General features: G+C 47.6%; 16 protein-coding genes and 1 pseudogene. 1 reads left to right on the top strand and 16 read right to left on the bottom strand.

Annotated elements, in window-relative coordinates:
* Positions 1-222: 222 nt before the first annotated feature.
* The 9 genes and pseudogenes from araA to CCC32_RS11740 all read right to left on the bottom strand — a co-directional run.
* The gene (araA, locus tag CCC32_RS11780; RefSeq protein WP_287074719.1) at positions 223-1,773 is read right to left on the bottom strand and encodes an L-arabinose isomerase; all 1,551 of its coding nucleotides are present in this window, start codon (positions 1,771-1,773) and stop codon (positions 223-225) included.
* Between the two features lie 94 nt (positions 1,774-1,867).
* Positions 1,868-2,560 carry an L-ribulose-5-phosphate 4-epimerase gene (locus CCC32_RS11775; protein ID WP_287074717.1) on the bottom strand — a complete coding sequence of 231 codons (693 nt, stop codon included), beginning with the start codon at positions 2,558-2,560 and terminating at the stop codon, positions 1,868-1,870.
* 90 nt (positions 2,561-2,650) lie between these two features.
* Entirely contained in the window at positions 2,651-3,328 is a 678-nt protein-coding gene (locus CCC32_RS11770) for an NUDIX hydrolase (RefSeq protein WP_022317634.1), read from the bottom strand.
* Between the two features lie 67 nt (positions 3,329-3,395).
* Entirely contained in the window at positions 3,396-5,078 is a 1,683-nt protein-coding gene (locus CCC32_RS11765; RefSeq protein ID WP_044064963.1) for a sodium:solute symporter, read from the bottom strand.
* 165 nt (positions 5,079-5,243) lie between these two features.
* Positions 5,244-6,413: an aldose epimerase family protein gene (locus CCC32_RS11760; protein WP_022317636.1), complete on the bottom strand. Its 1,170-nt coding sequence runs from the start codon at positions 6,411-6,413 to the stop codon at positions 5,244-5,246.
* A gap of 278 nt (positions 6,414-6,691) precedes the next feature.
* Positions 6,692-7,852, bottom strand: a complete 1,161-nt coding sequence (gene galK, locus CCC32_RS11755) for a galactokinase (RefSeq protein ID WP_042518912.1) — start codon at positions 7,850-7,852, stop codon at positions 6,692-6,694.
* A 102-nt stretch (positions 7,853-7,954) separates the two neighbouring features.
* Complete coding sequence (locus tag CCC32_RS11750) at positions 7,955-9,043, bottom strand: aldose epimerase family protein (RefSeq protein WP_044079970.1); 1,089 nt, start codon at positions 9,041-9,043, stop codon at positions 7,955-7,957.
* A gap of 413 nt (positions 9,044-9,456) precedes the next feature.
* Complete coding sequence (locus CCC32_RS11745; protein WP_287074713.1) at positions 9,457-10,779, bottom strand: pepsin/retropepsin-like aspartic protease family protein; 1,323 nt, start codon at positions 10,777-10,779, stop codon at positions 9,457-9,459.
* Positions 10,780-10,861: 82 nt separating this feature from the next.
* Positions 10,862-11,254: pseudogene (locus CCC32_RS11740) on the bottom strand (ORF6N domain-containing protein); the annotation flags it as partial.
* 225 nt (positions 11,255-11,479) lie between these two features.
* Between CCC32_RS11740 and CCC32_RS11735 the strand changes: the two are divergent.
* A complete protein-coding gene (locus CCC32_RS11735; protein ID WP_094388155.1) occupies positions 11,480-12,394 on the top strand; it encodes an IS982 family transposase in 915 nt (304 codons plus the stop codon).
* Between the two features lie 99 nt (positions 12,395-12,493).
* On the opposite strand, the gene CCC32_RS11730 is transcribed toward CCC32_RS11735, so the two are convergent.
* From CCC32_RS11730 to CCC32_RS11700, 7 genes are all read right to left on the bottom strand, one after another.
* A complete protein-coding gene (locus CCC32_RS11730; RefSeq protein WP_287074712.1) occupies positions 12,494-12,982 on the bottom strand; it encodes an ORF6N domain-containing protein in 489 nt (162 codons plus the stop codon).
* Between the two features lie 308 nt (positions 12,983-13,290).
* Complete coding sequence (locus tag CCC32_RS11725) at positions 13,291-13,512, bottom strand: site-specific integrase (RefSeq protein WP_287074710.1); 222 nt, start codon at positions 13,510-13,512, stop codon at positions 13,291-13,293.
* A 205-nt stretch (positions 13,513-13,717) separates the two neighbouring features.
* Entirely contained in the window at positions 13,718-15,001 is a 1,284-nt protein-coding gene (locus CCC32_RS11720; protein ID WP_287074783.1) for a bifunctional folylpolyglutamate synthase/dihydrofolate synthase, read from the bottom strand.
* A gap of 7 nt (positions 15,002-15,008) precedes the next feature.
* Positions 15,009-15,653, bottom strand: coding sequence for a DedA family protein (locus CCC32_RS11715; RefSeq protein ID WP_374119388.1), 645 nt, complete (start codon positions 15,651-15,653; stop codon positions 15,009-15,011).
* Between the two features lie 267 nt (positions 15,654-15,920).
* Positions 15,921-17,111 (bottom strand): molecular chaperone DnaJ, encoded by a 1,191-nt coding sequence (dnaJ, locus tag CCC32_RS11710; RefSeq protein ID WP_287074709.1) that lies wholly within the window; start codon positions 17,109-17,111, stop codon positions 15,921-15,923.
* A 14-nt stretch (positions 17,112-17,125) separates the two neighbouring features.
* Positions 17,126-17,710, bottom strand: a complete 585-nt coding sequence (locus CCC32_RS11705) for a nucleotide exchange factor GrpE (protein ID WP_022315909.1) — start codon at positions 17,708-17,710, stop codon at positions 17,126-17,128.
* Positions 17,711-17,875: 165 nt separating this feature from the next.
* Positions 17,876-19,489 carry an ABC-F family ATP-binding cassette domain-containing protein gene (locus CCC32_RS11700; RefSeq protein ID WP_022315910.1) on the bottom strand — a complete coding sequence of 538 codons (1,614 nt, stop codon included), beginning with the start codon at positions 19,487-19,489 and terminating at the stop codon, positions 17,876-17,878.
* Positions 19,490-19,707 lie beyond the last annotated feature (218 nt).

Below are 19,707 nucleotides of genomic sequence, written 5' to 3'. Positions count from 1 at the left end.
TGCTTGGATTTTGAGTTTTTAGAAGAGGGGATTTTGTTTGGCTTTTAATGAGTAATAGCGAGCTATTGCGAATTAAAAACAAGCAAAAGACACCTTATAACAAGCAAAATACTGCAAGCAGTTGTAAAATATTACATTAAACGGCCCAATGACCGATTGGGGATTATGATTGTAGGACAACTCTACATGTTTCGAGCTGTCCTACATTCATAATCAGATTTATTATCTCAATGCCTTGTTCAGCATATAATACACTTCGTTGATGCGGAGGTCTCTCTTTACGCTTTCGAATGTGGAGTCCTTGTTGATATGCAGATATTCGATGTCGAGCATCTCAGCATAGTCCTCCCAATACTCCGGTGTGATGTCGTAGGAGAAGCAGCTGTGGTGAGTGCCGCCGGCGAGAATCCACGAACCGGCACCGATCTCGAAATTAGGCTGCGGAATCCACAGGGCGTTGGCAACAGGGAGCTTAGGCAGTGGTTTCGGTTTGATGCAGTGTACATCGTTGACGATGAGTCTGAAGCGGTTGCCCATGTCGACTACCGTTGCCGTAACGCCGTCGCCAACCTTTGAGTTGAACACGAGGCGGGCCGTCTGCTGTTTGCGTATGCCGATGCCGAGGTGGTGTACCTCAAGGCGTACTGGCTCGTCGTCGACAGCGATGAGAGGACAAACCTCGAGCATGTGGCTCTGGAGCAGTGAAGAGTTCTCTCCATCGAAGTTCAGTGTGTAGTCTTCGAGGAACGAGCATCCCGTAGGCATACCCTGAGTCATATACCAGAGAGTGCGGTAGAGGGCAGCCGACTTCCAGTCGCCTTCGGCGCCGAAGCCATATCCCTCAGCCATGAGTCGCTGTGATGCGAGGCCCGGAATCTGGTCGAATCCTACGAAGTCGTCGGCATCAGGGTCGCCCCATGAACCGAGGTCATCGAAGTTTGTTGTGAATCCCTTTGCACCCTTCGCCTTGAGACAGGCACGGATGGCAAGCTCTGCGCGTGCGGCATTCCATATCTTCTTCTTTCCGATTTCCTCGCCCGCCTCGCAAGGCACGATTTTGTATAACTTGTGGTATTCCTCCACTAATGCGTCGACATCGGCAGGGGCAACCTGCTTCCAGTATTCCATCAGCTCAGACACGCAGCAGTAGTCCACGTGGTAACCGAGAACCTGCTCAGCGCTGACCTTGTCGCCGTCGGTCACGGCAACATTGTTCATCTGGTCTCCGAAACGAATGATAAGCATGTCTTTGGCGTCGGCAACGGCGGCGGCGACACGAGCCCATACGGCGATGTGTTCCTGTGTCTTCTTCTCCTTCCAGTATCCCACAACCACTTTGCGTGGTTTGCGCAGACGTGAGCATATATGTCCGAACTCGCGGTCGCCGTGGGCGCTCTGGTTCAGGTTCATGAAGTCCATGTCCATCGTGTCCCAAGGAATCTCCTGGTTGTATTGTGTGTGCAGGTGGAGCAGAGGTTTGTGCAGCATCTGCAGTCCGTGTATCCACATCTTGGCTGGCGAGAAGGTGTGCATCCATGTTATCACGCCCACACATTTCTCCTCGTTGTTGGCAGCCATCATAATAGATGCCACTTCCTTGTCAGAGTTTGCTGTTCCTTTATAAACCACCTTTATCGGGATGATACCCGACTTGTTCAATCCGTCGACCATCTCCTGTGAGTGACCGTCAACAATCTTTACTGTCTCGCCTCCGTAGAGGAGCTGTGCTCCAGTAATCCACCAGAGTTCCAAATTCTCAAATGCCTTGATCATTGTTTCGTAGTTGTTTCTTCTTTAGTTATGTTATTATCTCCAGACGGTCATCAGACCATTCATAATGACTGGTTGTAATTCTGATCCTTCCGGATTATTTTTTCTTTTGTCCGTAATAAGCGTTCGGACCGTGTTTGCGGTTGAAATGTTTCTCTATCAACAGAGGGTTCATAGTGGTCTCAGGGTTCACGCTGAATGCCACGAAAGCCATCTTTGCCACCTGTTCCATCACTACGGAGTTGTATACAGCCTCGTCAGCATCCTTTCCCCATGAGAACGGACCGTGGTTTTTCACCAGCACGCCCGGCGTATGTACGTAGTTGATGTCTTTGAAACGGTTCACTATAACCACTCCCGTTTCTTTCTCGTATTCAGCCATCTGGTCTGCCGTCATGTCCCCGGTGCATGGTATGCAGTCGTGGAAATAGTCGGCGTGTGTCGTTCCGATGTTCGGAATGTCCTTTCCTGCCTGTGCCCATGCCGTGGCATAAGTGGAGTGGGTGTGCACGATACCTCCGATTTCGGGAAAGGCACGATAGAGCACGAGGTGTGTAGGAGTGTCAGAAGACGGATTAAGATCGCCTTCCACCGCTTTGCCCGTGTTCAGGTCAACCACCACCATGTCAGACGCCTTCATGTTGTCGTATGACACGCCCGAAGGCTTGATTACCACGAGACCTTTCTCGCGGTCGATGCCAGAGACGTTGCCCCAGGTGAAAATCACGAGATTGTGTTTCACGAGGTCGAGGTTGGCACGGAATACTTTTTCTTTCAGTTCTTCTAACATAATATCTTGATATGTGTTTGATGGCCGGTCCTTGGGTCCGGATTCAGTCCTTAAGCCTCCAGACTTTCAAGACCGGCCATGTTGTTGTCATTAGAGTTTGAAATAAGGATCGTCGTCATACGCCTCTTTGTTGAAGCAATACAATGCCGCACCGCGTTTCGACGTTATCTTGTCGATCTTGTCAGTCTTCTCGATGAAGTCGATTGTCTTGATCTTCTTTCTGAAGTTGCGCTTGTCGATTTCCTCGCCGAGGATAGCCTCATATACGTGTTGCAGCTGCGTCAGCGTGAAGAGTTCTGGGAGCAGATTGAAGCTCAGAGGCTCTGTGGAAATGCGGCGGCGGAGCAGGTTGATGGCTTTTCTCACCATTTCGTTGTGGTCGGAATAGAGTCTTGGCATCTTCTCCACATCGATCCACTTCAGCTGGTGCTTCTCGCGTAGCTCGTTGTCGTAGTCTTTCACATTGATGAGTGCACAGTATGCCACGGAGATGACCCTTTCGCCCGGGTCACGGTTTACGGCACCGAAGGCACCCACCTGTTTCATATACAGGTTGTCGAGACCGGTGAGATCTCTCAGCGTGCGGTTGGCAGCATCGTCGAGACTCTCGTTCTCCTTCACGAATCCACCGTAGAGCGACCATTCGCCGCGGCCCGGATCCATTCTCCTGTTTCCGATGAGCAGTTTCAACTTGTTTGCTTCAAATCCGAAGATTATGCAGTCTACCGACACATACACCTTGGAGTGTTCTTTATAAAAGTCAGTCATAAGGTATTATTATTTAGGTCTTTATAGTTATTCTTTATTTCGTGTGTCATTGTCAGGGGCGTCTTTTTTACCAGAAGTAGATGTAGAATGCCACTGTGATGGCAAGGATTATAACACTGTGGATCACATCCCACTTCGTCCAGCTTGCCCTTGTGGCAGCCCTCTGCTCAGGTGTGGAAGTGCCGAACACCAGTCCGCGTATCTTGTCTTCAGTAGGCGCAGGAGTCATGAGGCTCACTACCACTACAACCAGACAGCACACGATGAGCATCACACCGCAGAAGTACAGCCAGTTGAAATCGAAGAACACGGTCTTGAACCAGTTGTCTGACGCATCAGTTACATTACTGTAGTATACCTTTGCGCCGAGTCTTGTCAGACCGATTATGATGCCAGCCAGGAGTCCCCACATACCGCCTTTGGCTGTGGCACGCTTCCAGCATATTCCAAGAAGGAATGCCGCTGCGATGCCAGGAGCGAGAACGCTCTGCACGTCCTGAAGGTAATTGTACAACACGTTGCCCACACTTCTCATGATAGGAATCCACAGGATACCGAGAATCACGATTACCACAGTGGCGATCTGTCCGATGCGTACGAGAGATTTCTCTGATGTCTGCGGACGGAGACGCTTGTAGAAGTCGATGGTGAAGAGCATTGCCGAAGAGTTGAACAGCGAAGCCAGCGAACTCATCAATGCTGCGAGAATACCGCAAACCACGAGTCCCTTGAATCCTGCCGGCAGCAGTTTCGCCACGAGGGTAGGGAAGGCGGCATCGCTTATAGCCACGCCGTTGGCATCAACGGGGAGGAATGCGCCACCGCTCTTCGCGTTCAGTGCGTAGGCAATCATTCCAGGGATGAGGAAGATGAACACAGGGAGCAACTTCAGGTATGCACCGAAGATAGTACCGCGGCGGGCCTCCTTCTCATTCTTTCCCGACAGCACACGCTGCACTATGAACTGGTCGGTACACCAATACCAGAAACCGATTACGGCACTGCCCACAAGGGCTCCGAGCCAAGGATATTGCGGATCGCGCAGGTCGCGCATCAGGTCGGTCATCTTGTCGCCATATTCGTTTACAGGCTCAGCAGAACAGATCTGCATCACCTGGTCCCAGCCGCCCACGGCCTTCAGTCCGAGCACGAGGATGATGATGGAACCGAGCAGAAGGATAGGAGTCTGCAACACCGAAGTATAGAGCACGCTCTTCATACCGCCGAAAATGGTATAGAGAGCAGTGATAAGCACCAGTCCGATAGCAGCGATCCAGAAGAAGTCGATGCCCCACAGTTCCTTGATGCCGAACACCTGCTGGAACACGAGACCACCGGCATATACCGTCACGGCAACCTTGGTGAGCACGTAGCTGATGAGCGAAATCACCGACAATATCGTACGACTCTCCTTGTTGTATCGTCTCTCCAGGAATTCAGGCATGGTGTAAACCATAGAACGGGTATAGAATGGCACGAACACCCATCCCAGAATAAGTATCATCCATCCCTGTATCTCCCAGTGTGCCATCGCCATACCAGACGATGCTCCAGCACCGGCGAGACCTATGAGGTGCTCCGAACCGATGTTCGACGCAAAGATCGACGCTCCGATGGCAATCCAAGTTGCGTCGCGTCCGCCGAGAAAATAATCTGCAGAGTCGTTGTTCTTCTTGCTTACGACCCATACCACGATTCCTATTAAGGCCAGGCAAAACAGCCCAATTACCAGCCAGTCATATAATTCCATATTAGTTTATTTATTTAGTTAGTAGTTTTGTTTTTTTTGTTAATTGTTGTTGCGGATATCACTCCGCTTAGGTCTTAACCTCCAAACGGCTATTGGAACGCTTGATGCTGCAGTTCCAAAAGAGTTTGCCGTCTTTGGTCAGTGGCAGATTCTCTCAATCCCCATTTATTTCTTTATTCCGAAGCGGTAAGCCACATGGCTGTAATACCTCTCGCCCGGTTTCAGATATGGCGAAGGCCAGTCTTTCTTGTTCGGTGAGTCTGGGTATTTCTGACTCTCCAGGCATACAGACACATGCTTGGGGTATTTCACTCCGTGCTTGCAGGCAATGCCAGTGCCCTGGAAGTTGCCGGTATATACCTGTACTCCCGGTTCGTTGGTGAACATCTCGAGCAGGATGCCTGTGACCGGCGAATAGAGCGAGGCGCATACCTTGGTGTCGTCGCCCTTTCCGTTCTTGTATGTGTTCAGACACCAGTTATGGTCGTAGCCAGTGGCGTTCTTTATCTGCTGATATGTTGTGTCGTTGATTGTCTCGCTGATGGCATGAGGCTTGCGGAAGTCCATCGGTGTGCCCTCCACAGGCTTTATCTCGCCCGTTGTCATGTATGTGTCGTCGGCAGGGGTGAAATTGTCGGCATTGACATACAGCACCATGTTTGTTCCCTCTTTCGACGGGTCGCCGTTGAGGTTGAAGTAGCTGTGATTGGTCATGTTTACCACCGTCTCCTTGTCTGTCGTTGCCTCGAAAGTGATGTCGAGAGTATTGTTGCTGAGCACCTTGTATGTTGCAGTGGTCTTCACTGTTCCCGGGAAGTTGTTGTCGCCGTCCGGCGACATGAGTCTCATGACGAGAGTAGTGTCGTTGGGCTGTTCTGCATCATACACCTGATACATCCATCCCGACGGACCGCCATGCAGGCAATGGCCGAAGTTGTTCTGCGGCAGCTGGTAGTCCTTGCCGTTCACGTGAAGATGGCCCTTGTCTATTCTGTTGGCATATCTGCCCACGGTAGATCCGTAGTCGCTCGGACTGTTCACCGAGTCGGCATACTGCCTGATGTTGTCGTAGCCGAGCACCACGTCAGTCGGCTTGCCGTCCTTGTCGGGAACGGTGAGCGATACCACTCTGCCTCCAAAGTTTGTGATGCATACTTCCATCCCACTCTTGTTCTTGAGCGTGAAAAGTTTGACGGGCTTGTTGTTGATGGTTGTGTCGAATGCGGCAGGGTTGAGGCCAGACTCAGTGAGCTGTGTGTTGCCGCCTGTTGAGCATGAAAGCATCGTCGCGATAGCCATTCCTGCTCCAAGAATGATAGATTTTATACCTTTCATATATGTATGCTAAATAGATTTTCGGAACGTAAAGATTCAATGAATTATTTAATTCGTGGCTAAATTACTATTATTTTTTCGAATCGGCAATAAAAGATTATGACTTTTTTGTCCGTGTAGGTGTTGTTTCTACACCTTTTTGTCTTTTCTTCATGTTTAAGAGGGTGTTTTGTTATCTTAAGTGTACAATTACAGGGGTATATTAACGAAAAAGCGGAAAGCCACAATGAAATGACTTTCCGCTCGGTTGTGCTATGTTTGGTTTCTTTCTTTTTGCTTTAGCAGATTTTTCTCGAACCGTCTTTGATCACCACATCGTATATCTTCGGTTCCTTGCCGTAGCGTTCTGCATATTTCTTCTTCACGTCAGCGATGAAGTGGTCGTAGAGGTCCTCCTTCACGAGGTTGATGGTGCATCCGCCGAAGCCTCCGCCCATGATTCTCGAACCGGTAACGCCATCTTCACGAGCGATGTCGTTGAGATAGTCGAGTTCTTCGCAAGACACTTCGTATTCCTTGCTCAGTCCGTGGTGGGTTTCATACATTTTCTTGCCCACGGTCTCGTAGTCGCCGGCGTTGAGTGCGTCGCATACTGCCAGCACACGGTCTTTCTCTCCCAATACGAATGTGGCGCGCTTCATGTCCTCCTCGCTAACCTCATCCTTTACGGCGTTGAGCATGTCCCAGTCGGCGTCGCGCAGGGTTTCGATAGTCTTCTCAGGATATTTCTTCTGCAAAGCGGCAACCACGTTCTCGCAGCTCTTGCGGCGGTCGTTGTATGCCGATGATGCCAGTTCATGCTTCACCACGGAGTCAACGAGCACCAGTCTGTATCCCTTCGGGTCGAATGGGAAATATTCGAACTCGCGGCTGCGGCAGTCGAGGCGCATCAGTTTGCCCTCCATGCCGAATACGCTCGCAAACTGGTCCATGATGCCACAGTTCACTCCACAGTAGTTGTGTTCCGTTGCCTGTCCTGCCAGCACCATATCCCATTTAGACACCTTGTTCTCGCCGAACAGGTCGTTGAGGGCGTAGGCATAGCAGCTCTCGAGGGCTGCCGATGATGACAGACCGGCTCCGAGAGGCACATCGCCTGCGAATGCGGTGTTGAAGCCTTTCACGTCAACTCCGCGTTTCTTCATCTCCTGAACGATGCCATACAGATAGCGTGCCCAGCTTGCTTTAGGACCTTTTTCATCGTCTATGTCAAATTCCACACGGTCTTTCAGGTCGATGGAATAAGCCATCACCTTGTTGGTGCCGTTGGGACGTATTTCACACATTATTCCTTTGTCTATTGCTCCCGGAAAGACGAAGCCTCCGTTATAGTCGGTATGTTCACCGATGAGGTTTATTCTTCCTGGTGATGCATAAACGTTTCCTGTCTGTCCGTCGAAATGCTTTACAAAACGACTTCTTACATAATCTATCTCCATAGGTTAAATGATTTTGAGTTTGTGATAATATTTATTAGTTAGTCTATTTGTCTGCTGATTGTCATTTAATGCTTGTTGATAAGCCTGTATGTGAGCAGATTGTCATTTCTTTACTCCGAATTTGTATATTGTGGTCTGCTTGTACTGCTCTCCCGGACGTAGCACTACAGACGGGAAGTAAGGACGGTTTGGCGAATCTGGGAAGTGTTGTGCTTCCAGGCATACCGCACTGCGGCGTGGGAACGTAGCGCCATGCTGTCCGCTGATGCCGGTCTCGAAGTTGCCGGTATAGAGTTGCATTCCCGGCTCTGTGGTATACATCTCCATTGTTCTGCCGCTCTTTGGCTCCGTCAGTCGGGCTGCGAAGCTCAGTTCGCCCTCTTCCTTCTTGTTCAGCACGTAGTTGTGGTCGTATCCGCTGCCGTTGCGCAACTGCTCGTTGTCGGAGTCGATGCGCTCGCCGATGGCTTTCGGTGTGCGGAAGTCGAACGGTGTGCCCTCCACGAAGCGTATCTCGCCAGTAGGGATGCTGTTGCCATCGATTGGCAGATAGAAGTCGGCGTTGATTTCGCATTCCACGTTGTATACGTCCGGAGTTGGGTTGGCTATTCCAGCAAGACTGAAGAATCCGTGGTTTGTCAGACAGATTACGGTCTTCTTGTTTGTCGTTGCCATATAGTCGATGATCAGTTCGTTGTCATCGTTGAAGGTGTATGTAACGGTAACTTTCACCTCACCGGAGAATCCCTCTTCACCGTAGCTCGACACGTAGTTGAGAACCACCGTCTCGTCGTTCATCCTCAGAGCGTCCCACACCTTCTTGTTGAATCCCTCGTTACCGCCGTGAAGCGAGTTCTCACCGTCGTTGATAGGCAACTGGTATACCTTTCCACCGAGTTGGAAACGTCCTTTGCAGATACGGTTTCCGTAGCGGCCGATGAGTGTGGAGAGATATGGCTCCGGACTGTTTATCACGTCCTGTATGTTGTCGTGTCCTTGAATGACGTTGGCATAGTTGCCGTCTTTGTCAGGAACCATTATGGCTACCAGCGCACCGCCATAGTTTGTCAGCGCCACCTCATTGCCATTCTTGTTCTTGAGAATATATAAATCAGTTTTCTTTCCGTTTACTGTGGTTTGAAAATCCTCTCTCTTCAAACCACATAGATTAGGTGCTTCGTTTGTGTTCATAATCAAATGTTATTAGTTAGTATTCAATTTACTGCAAAGTAAAAGAAAAATAATGAAACGAGCAAAAGAAAAACAATAAATCGAAAGCAATAAGTGTTAATTTCCACTAATGTGGATTCAGAGGTTGGGGATAATCCCATATCGGTCATTAGGGTTTGCTTGGATTTTGTCCTTTTAGGAGAGTGGATTTTGTTTGGCTTTTAACCCAAATCGGTCGTTAGGGCTTGCTTGGATTTTGATTTTTAGAAGAGTGGATTTTGTTTGGTTTTTAATGAGTAATAGCGAGCTATTGCGAATTAAAACCAAGCAAAAGACGCCTTATAACAAGCAAAAGACTGCAAGCAGTTGTAAAATATTACATTGAATGGCCTAATGACCGTTTGGGTGGTTACTGGTTGTGTTTAATATTTCTACTAATCCTCAAATCTCATCCACATATTCTTGAAGTTGATAATAAATTTCCTGTGCGCCATTAACGTTGGTAAACCGATTCTGCAATCATATTCCTCATTCTGTTCTGAAGATGTTACTACTGGAATGTTTGTCTCGGTATATTGTTCGCCAGCAAGGGTAAATGTCCATGACACAGGTATCGTTTTTACGACATTGACACCACCGATACCTGCCGTGCGCAATGAATCAGTTGCCGTTCTACCAGTAAAACAGTTTTCGTTCTTTTTATAATAGCGATTTGTCAGGATGGTTCCCGATGCGCCAGTGTCAACTATTGCATCAATCTTTTTCCCTGAACGACCATCTGTTAATGACAAGTGGAGAAGGTGCTGAGGTGAACGATAGAAATTGGGAGCATATGCAGGTCTTGGTGTGTACGAGGCAGGGATTACAAGCTGCATTCTGTCAAAATCGAAACAAATCTCACCTAATGGCATCATTGCCTGGTTGCCTATAACGCATTCGTATCCAAGCTCCTCCAACTTTTTGTTAGCTAACGGATTGTCAGTTCTCATATCGACAACAAAAAATGGGACATTTCGATAAACTAAATCACCAAGTTTTAGGGAGTCCACCACTACTAAGCCTTTGCTATCAGCATAAGACATACCCAACATCTGTATGTTCTTGGTCTGTATGACAGTTGCCTTTATATGCTCGGCAAACTTAGTAGTCATTATATTTATACCTGCCCCTGAATCGTAATTGCATTTCACTTTTTTTCCATTGATATTAGCCATAACAAACATCATTTCTGGATTTTTGCGGTTATCTGTATGTGTTAACAAGGGCACACTCACGTTATAGTCTGGCCTCTCCACAGAAAACGTGCCGCATTTCGAAAGCTTAGAATAAATGTCCTCATAGGCTTCAAATACAGGATTTACAGTTTGTCCACCCTTGCGGTAGGCCTCGTTCAGACTGTGTAATAATGCGGAAGCCTTATCGTAGTGTCCCAATATTGCATAATCTTCTGCCATGAAATACATAATTGAAGGTACAGATGAATTTAGTTCATCTTGATACTTCTCCAAAATTTCTTTGCCATACTTGATAGCACTGTCCGGTTCATTATAGAATTGACTTATAAAGAATCTGGAGAGCGGTTTAAGAAATGGTGTCTGCAAGTTCTTTCCATCAGACATATACAAAGATCTAAGTTCGGCCCAATTACTGCCATTCATAGCCTCGCCTATTCTCTCGTCAATGCTTTTTACTTGTCCAAATGAAATTGTAGCAAATAATAATGCCACAAATGTTATACTTATTCTTCTAATTGTCATAATCATTATTTTAAGTTTTTGTTCTTATGAAATATCCACAAGTTTCTCATATCATATTTTTTGCTTTACATATAGAGGCGTCTTACTCTCTATTGATCCTTTCCACCAATTCGTCTGGTGTAAGTATCTCCATCTTGGAGAAACCAAACCACTTTTTGCCCAAGTCCTTAATGGATGCACCTATGTGATATACGTCATCGTCTATACAAAGGAAGCGGTCATGTGACAAACGGAATGTTTCAACATCAATCGGTGCATATTGAGCATTATGACGGTCTATGTCGAGTTGGAACTGACGGCTTATCTGCTGAGTGTAGATGATTGCAGACACGTTATTATCTCTTTTATCGAGCAATGTCAGTACAGTCTCGTCAACATAGTTGTCGATAAGAATGATACGTTTCTTTGCACTCTTAATCAAGTCGGACACGAAAGTATAGGCATCATAAATTTGACCATTGTAGAACACACCTTGTTTCGGCTTTGCATTACCCTCGTCCAATCTGCGAAACACCTCGTCTATACGCTTGTCGGATTCTTGCAAGTGTTTATCTGTATCTTGTTGGTGCTGTAAAATTTCCAGCTGGTGATATTCTATTACCCCAGTTCGGGATAAGATTTTGTTCATAAAAAGTTGGTAGTCTCATAAATATTTTGTACCTTTATAGGTGAAAATCAATTAGTTACAAAAATATTTAATATGACTACCGATTACAAAGTTACAGAATTATTTTGTATTATAGACGAGTTTTGCAAACATTTTGATGCAGAAAATGCAGGAAATTTGCTGGAAGACAATAGCGGAGTGAAGCGTAGACGGCGTGCAGCATCGTTGTCCGACAGTGAAATCATGACCATTCTGTTGTATTTTCATTTTGGTACATTCCGCAATTTCAAGCACTACTACCTGTTCTTTATTAAGGGTACGATGAAGTCTTATTTTCCGAAAGCCGTGTCGTACAACCGCTTTGTGGAGTTGGAAAGCCGCGTGTTCTTCCAGCTCATGTTCTTCCTTAATCTGGGAGCTTTCGGAAGATGTACCGGCATAACATTCGTTGATTCCACGATGATACCCGTATGCCATAATCTCAGGAGATATGCCAATAAGGTATTCAAGGGAATTGCCACTGACGGAAAAGGAACTATGGGTTGGTGTCATGGCTTTAAGCTCCACCTTGCGTGCAATGACAGAGGCGAGATAATAGCGTTTGTACTTACTGGTGCAAATGTCAGCGACAAGGACCCGAATGTGTTCAAGGTTCTTGCTAAACGTTTGTATGGCAAGCTGTTCGCTGACAAAGGCTATATTTCACAGAAGCTGTTTGACTTCCTCTTTGAGGATGGAATACAGCTGGTGACAGGGTTGCGCGTAAACATGAAAAACAAGCTGATGCCGTTCTATGACAGAATGATGCTGCGCAAGAGATACATTATCGAAACCATTAACGACATGCTGAAGAATACGGCACAGATTGTACATTCACGCCATAGATCTGTAAGCAACTTTATCATGAACCTTATTTCAGCCTTGGGAGCATATTGTTTCTTTGATAACAAGCCAAAGCCATTGCAAGGATACTGCATCGAAGACACGAAGCAACTTACATTGTTCTAAGGACAGAATAATCTCTTTCGATTCTTTATATATAGCCCATGTCTGATGGCATGGGAAGAGAATTCATGTATCTCTCTTAACATGCAACTAATCGCTATCTTATCCCGAATTGGGGTCTATTGTTTCTAAGCGGCTGAACATAGAAGCATTATTCACCATGAAGTGGCGCATGGAAACAAAGGCTCGCATAATCTGAATATTGACCTCAATGGCTGTTTGTGAACGGAGAACACTACTAAGCATTGCCACGCCTTGTTCAGTAAAAGCATACGGCATATATTTGAGGTGTTGACCTTGTTTTCCGTTTAAGGTCACAATTTGTGACCTTAAACATTCTTCCTTTGTCAATTGAAACCGAAAATCATTAGGGAAGCGTTCAACATTGCGTTTAACAGCCTGATTCAGAACTTTAACTTCTACCCCATATAGCATTGCTAAATCTTTATCAAGCATAACTTGTTGCCCTCTAATTACTTTTATTAGAGGTTCGATATTACCTGCGAGTTCATGGTTGTCGCATTTTGTAACATCTATTTTGGACTGGTCGCAATTTGCGACCGGTTCTTTTTTATCTATGTTGTTTGCCATATTTCTATCTTTATTTTTGAGATCACAAATTGTGACCTTAAACGTATTGTTGTTATATTGGGTACAAAGGTGGTGCTTTTAGCCTTTAAGCCACTATTGCACAACCCCTTTCTTTGAAAGGAACGTAAAATCAATAGTATTATTGCGTTGATTGTACTTTTAGTAATTCCGACAAGTCCTTGACCTGTCTTTCCGTGCTCTGTCTCTCACCAATACTGGGGACACGAGCGTATATTACTCCTGTTGTCATCTATATCAAAGATTAAATTGAACATGAAAAAGCCTGTGTCCAGATAAGTCTTGCAGATTTATTTGAACACAGGCGTTTTTTGAATACAGCCTGACGGCAATTTATCAACAAAAGGGAAGAAGTAAGACTTCCCCATTTCTCTTTTAGGCATCCACTTCTTTGTTTCTTCCAGCAATGGGATGGTTACTCTGTCCTTGGTCTTGACTTGGATATGGTCAATGTATTCTGTCTTGCCGTCAGCAGCCTTGTGGATTTCTAATAGACTGTAAATCAGTGACATTACATCACCTTACTATCCTTTTATTTCCGATGGTTAGACCCGCTTGGGATAATTGGGATAATGTCAAGTTGACAGGTTGACATGGCAGTTTACGAGGTGAAGGGAAAGAGTAAAAAAGAAAAACGAGCAGACGGGGAATTATCATGAAATAGTATTCCTCGTCTACTCGTCAATTTGTTTCTTTGTCTGCTTGTAAGCTTGCTTTTCAGAAATCCGTCAGGAAATCCGCCACCACATAGCTGCTGCCGCCGACGAAGATGAAATCATCCTTGTCGGCATCCTTGAGAGCGGCGGTGTAGGCTGCAGCAACAGTAGGGTAGGAGTTGCCTCGCAACTGATGTTTCTCGCCATCCTCTTTTACCTTCTCCACAGGTATTGCCCTGTGGGTGGATGCCTGTGTGAAATAATATATGGCGTTCTTTGGCAGCAGTTCGCAAACCCTGTCGATGTCTTTGTCGTCTACCATACCGAATACCATTCTCAATTGCTTGCAAGGTTGCTTCTTTATCTGTTCGCTCAGATATTGCCAGCCAGCCACGTTGTGCCCCGTGTCGCAAATCACGGTAGGGCTTGTCTGTATACTCTCCCAGCGTCCGCGTAGGCCAGTGGTTTCTGTCACATTGGCAAAACCCTTCTTGATGCAGTCCTGGTCTTTTATTATCCCCATGCTGATGAGCTGTCGACAGGCGCAGAGCACGGTATTGGCGTTGCGCTCCTGATAGTAGCCTCCCAGTTCACCATGCAGTCTGCCGAAGTCTTTTGTCTCGTAGTCGAAGCCTTGTCCTGAGTTTGGAGTGGCAGTCAGAATCTCCTTGTCATCTTGTGCGAATGTGATTGGAGCATTCTCCTGCTTTGCCTTAGATTCAAACACTGGGCGCGTCTCCTCCGTGTATTCGCCGATTATTACGGGAGTCTCTGGTTTTATCACTCCGGCTTTCTCCGTGGCTATCTTTGCGAGAGTGTCGCCAAGAAACTGTGTGTGGTCGAAACTGATGTTCGTTATTATCGCCAGTTCCGGAGATATGATGTTGGTGCAGTCGAGTCTGCCACCCAGTCCCACTTCTATCACGGCATAGTCAACAGCCTCTTCTGCGAAGTATTTGAAAGCGAGGGCAGTGGTGAGTTCGAAGAAGCTCGGATGAAGAGGTTCGAAAAACTCCCTCTCCTTTTCCACGAAGTCGATTACATATTCCTCGCTGACGCATTTGCCGTTGATCCTTATCCTCTCTCTGAAGTCCACGAGATGCGGTGATGTGTATAGTCCCACCTTGTAGCCTTCAGCCTGGAGAATTGCGGCGATGGTGTGGGAGCAGGAGCCTTTACCGTTTGTTCCTGCCACGTGGATGCTCTTGAATTTCCTGTGTGGATGACCGAAATGCCTGTCCAGCTCCTCGGTGTTGTACAGACCCTCCTTGTATGCCGACGCACCGACCTTCTGGAACATAGGCACGCTGTCATAAAGATATTGTATCGTTTCCTCGTAATTCATCATTTTCTCATTTTTTCTTTTTCAATCCTTTGTATGCAAGGAATGCTACCACTACTACGGCGAGAGCGAGAAGCACGTAGCCAATCTCATGACTGTATTTCAATGCCTGCTGATACACGTCCTGTGTAGTCTTGTAGTCGGTGTATTTATATATCGCCCATCCTATCATGGCGAGCACGGTATTCCACACGCCGGCACCGAGAGTGGTGAAGGTGAGGAATCTGCCCACATGCATGCCAGACAGTCCGGCAGGGATGCTGATGAGCTGTCTCACGGCAGGAACGAGTCGTCCGAAGAATGTGGAGGTGGCTCCGTGTTTGCGGAAGAACTCCTCTGCCTTTTCCACCGACTGGCGGTCTATGAGACACATGTGTCCTATTCTGCTGTCGGCAAATTTGTATATTATCGGTCTGCCGAGCCATTTGGCGAGGTAATAGTTCACAAGCGCACCGATGTCGGCACCGATGGTTGCGAAGACGATCACCAGTATGAATGTCATGTTGCTGTCAGGGTCCATCGCCTTCCATGCTGCCGGCGGCACTACTACTTCTGATGGGAATGGGATGAACGAGCTTTCGATTGCCATGAATAGTGTCACTACCCAATAGCTCAGATTGTCGAGAATCCAGAGAAAAAGATCTGCAGAGTTCATGATTTGTTTGTATAAATATTGTTATTGTTATCTATGTTTATAGTTATCAGGATGCAAAGTTAATGATTTGCCTGTTTAGCACAAAAGACGCGATGCCTAAAACAACATATATTATCTAAAACAACATATATTATGACTGTTTTAACATCTATGATGACAATATACAAACAACAATGGCGGAATGAAAGACACTCCGCCATTGTTGCTTGTCAGAATATATCGCAGTCTGTTCTATTATCAGTGTTTATGTGTCAGATGTCGCTACGGTCAGCTGAAATAACTTCTGAATTTCTGGAAGATGGTCTGCTTTGTCGTAGTGTCACCCTTGAAATTGTCACTCTTCTGCATCTCTTCGAGCGCTGTCTTCTCCTCCTTTGTCAGTGTCTTCGGAACATACACGCTGATGTGTACCACGAGGTCTCCGGTGCCATGTCCGTAGCCTTGTATCGCCGGCAGTCCCTTGCCCCTGAGTCGGAGCGTCTTACCAGGCTGCGTGCCCGGTTCAATCTTTATCTTCACTTTGCCGCCGCTGATGGTAGGCACCTCAACCTGTCCGCCGAGAGCTGCCGTAGGGAAGTCAAGGAGCAGGTTGTAGATGAGGTCCTTTTCTTCGCGGATGAAGGTGTCGCTCGGATCTTCCTCTATGAGCACCTGAATGTTGCCGGCCTCACCGTTGTGTATTCCAGCGTTGCCTTTTCCCGGCACGTTTACCACCATGCCACCGGCCACTCCGGCAGGTATCTTTATCTCGACAACCTCTTCGCCCTTTGTCACTCCGGTGCCGCCACAAGCCTTACACTTGTTCTTGATTATCATGCCCTCGCCCTGACAGGTAGGACATACACTCTGTGTCTGCATCATGCCGAAGAGACTCTGTGTGGTGCGTGTCACCACTCCGCTGCCGTGACATGTCGGACAGGTTTCCTTGCTGCTGCCCTTTTCGGCTCCGCTACCACCGCAACATGAGCAGGTGACGTCTTTCTTCACCTTGAATTTCTTTGTCACGCCGGTTGAAATCTCGGCGAGTGTCATTCTAACCTTCAGTCGCAGGTCAGCACCTCTGTGCTGTGCCGGGCGACCGCCACCGCCACCGCGGCCGCCGAATCCGCTACCGAATCCGCCTCCGAAACCGCCGCCATGGCCTCCGAACACATCGCCGAACATCGAGAATATGTCGTCCATGCTGAATCCGCCGCCGAATCCGCCGCCGAATCCTCCGGCTCCGCCGCCCATCGGACCATCGAAGCCGAACTGGTCGTATTGCTGTCTCTTCTGAGGGTCGTGCAATACGTCGTAAGCCTCTGCAGCCTCTTTGAATTTCTCTTCAGCCACCTTGTCGCCAGGGTTGCGGTCAGGGTGATATTTGATGGCGATTTTTCTGTAAGCTTTCTTTATCTCGTCCTCGGATGCGTCTTTGCTTACGCCAAGCACCTCGTAGTAGTCTCTCTTGTTTGCCATATTCTGTCTTTACCTTATTGTCCCACTGCCACTTTGGCGTGTCTTATCACCTTGTCGTTGAGTTTATATCCTGTCAGCACGCAGTCGAGCACCTTGCCCTTCTTCTCGTCTCCCATGCCAGGCACCATGGCGATAGCCTCGTGCAGGTCGGTATCGAAGTCGGCATCCTTTGTCTCTATCTTGTTCACGCCAAGTCCGCCAAGCACCTTCTCGAATTTCTGGAATATCAGTTTCATTCCTTCTTTCAGAGCCTCGGCATCGTCTGTCTTCTCGGCGCTTGCAAGAGCACGCTCCATATCGTCGAGCACAGGAAGTATTGCCGCCACCGTCTTCTCGGCACCGTTGAGTAGCAACTCAGCTTTCTCCTTCATAGTGCGTTTGCGGTAGTTGTCAAATTCAGCCACGCTTCTCAGATATTTGTCCTTGAGATCAGCAATCTCCTCTTTGGCAGCCTCCAGCGGGTCTTTCTCCTCTTTCTTTTCGGCTTCCTTTTCGGTATTGTCTTTTCCGGCATTCTCCTTGGCGGCATTCTCAGCCTGCTTTGCCTTGGAGGTTTCCATCTCTTCCGTTTCTTTCTTTATATCTTTTTCTTTGCTCATAATGTTTTGCTTTTTCCCTTTAATCAGCAAAAACCTTGCCAACAGGGGCAAGGTTCTGCCATAAATGGAATTTGGATATTCTGCTTGTTCTGAAAAATCAGCTTCCCTTATCCGGATTATTGATAAAGTTTTTGATTTTCAGCCTTGTCTATACAGACAGGATTCTTATTCATACATCTTGGCGCGCTGCTCTTTCAGCTGCTCGTCGTAGATGTAGTCGTCATACTGCATGAGCTTGTCGATTGTTCCGTTTGGAGTCAGCTCTATGATGCGGTCTGCCACGGTCTGTATGAACTCGTGGTCATGGCTGCTGAAGAGGATGTTGCCCTTGAATCCTACGAGGTTGTTGTTGAAAGCCTGAATGCTCTCGAGGTCGAGGTGGTTGGTAGGAGTGTCGAGGATAAGGCAGTTGGCGTTCTTCAGCTGCATTCTTGCTATCATACAGCGCATTTTCTCGCCTCCGCTCAATACGTTCACCTTCTTCAGCACTTCTTCGCCGCTGAAGAGCATTCTGCCGAGGAAGCCCTTCATCACCACTTCGTTGCCCGGACCATACTGGCTGAGCCAGTCCACGAGGTTCATATCGCTCTGGAAGAACTCAGTGTTGTCGAGAGGCAGATATGCTGTGGTGATGGTTATACCCCATTTGAATGTGCCGGCCTGCGCCTCGCGGTTGCCGTTTATGATTTCGAAGAGGGCAGTCATAGCCTTAGGGTTGTGGCTCAGGAACACCACCTTCTGTCCCTTTTCGATGTTGAAGCTCACGTTGTCGAAGAGCACTGTGCCGTCGTTGTCCACGGCCTTCAGTCCTTCCACTTCCAGAATCTGGTTGCCCGGTTCGCGCTCCATCTGGAATATGATTCCAGGATATTTGCGTGATGACGGTCTGATTTCCTCAACGTTCAGCTTCTCGAGCATCTTCTTGCGGCTCGTCGTCTGCTTGCTCTTTGCCACGTTGGCAGAGAAACGGCGGATGAATTCCTCCAGTTCCTTGCGCTTCTCTTCAGCCTTCTGACGCTGGTTCTGAGCCTGGCGCAGGGCGAGCTGTGAACTCTCATACCAGAAAGAGTAGTTTCCTGAGAATACGGTAACCTTTCCGAAGTCGATGTCCACTGTCTGTGTGCTGACGGCGTCGAGGAAGTGACGGTCGTGGCTCACTACGAGAACTGTCTGCTCCACATTGCTCAGATATTCCTCAAGCCACTGCACGGTGTCGAGGTCCAAGTCGTTGGTAGGCTCGTCGAGCAACAGGTTGTCGGGGTGTCCGAACAAAGCCTTTGCAAGCATTACGCGCACCTTCTCGTTGTTTGACAGCTCGCTCATCATCTTCTGGTGCATGTGCTCCTTGATGCCGAGGTTAGAGAGCATCTGTGCAGCGTCGCTTTCAGCGTTCCATCCGTCCATCTCGGCGAATTTCAGCTCCAGGTCGGCAGCACGGTTACCGTCCTCTTCTGTCATTTCCGGTTTTGCGTAGAGTGCCTCACGCTCCTTCATGTTGTTCCACAGAGGCTCGTGTCCCATCAGCACCGTGTCCATTACGCTGTATGCGTCGTATTTGAAGTGGTCCTGATCGAGCACGGAGAGACGCTCGCCCGGTCCCAGTTCCACTGTTCCCTTGTTAGGCTCCAGTTCTCCGCTGATAGCCTTGAGCAGTGTAGACTTTCCTGCACCGTTTGCACCGATCACACCATAAATGTTCCCATTGGTGAATTTGATATTGACATCCTTGTAGAGTACTCTCTTTCCGAATTGGATAGCGAGATTGGTTACTGTAATCATTTTCTTTCTTCTACCTTATTATATAGTACTTTCTTTGTTGTTATCTTTCTTTTCTGCCAGAGACATTTCCGAAGCGTACCTTTTGGTCCTTGGCATCGAATTTTGCCCAATATGGCAAAATCGGCTGCAAAGTTACTGCAAATTATTGATATTGAGAAATAAAAGTAAATATTTGTGGATATTTTACGGGCTGACGAGAGGAAAAGAATGTGGCCAGA

It is taken from the genome of Prevotella sp. LMAG:51, assembly GCF_008680225.1.
GTDB classification, from domain to species: domain Bacteria; phylum Bacteroidota; class Bacteroidia; order Bacteroidales; family Bacteroidaceae; genus Prevotella; species Prevotella pectinovora.
This window is presented reverse-complemented; position numbering and strand designations above follow the sequence as displayed.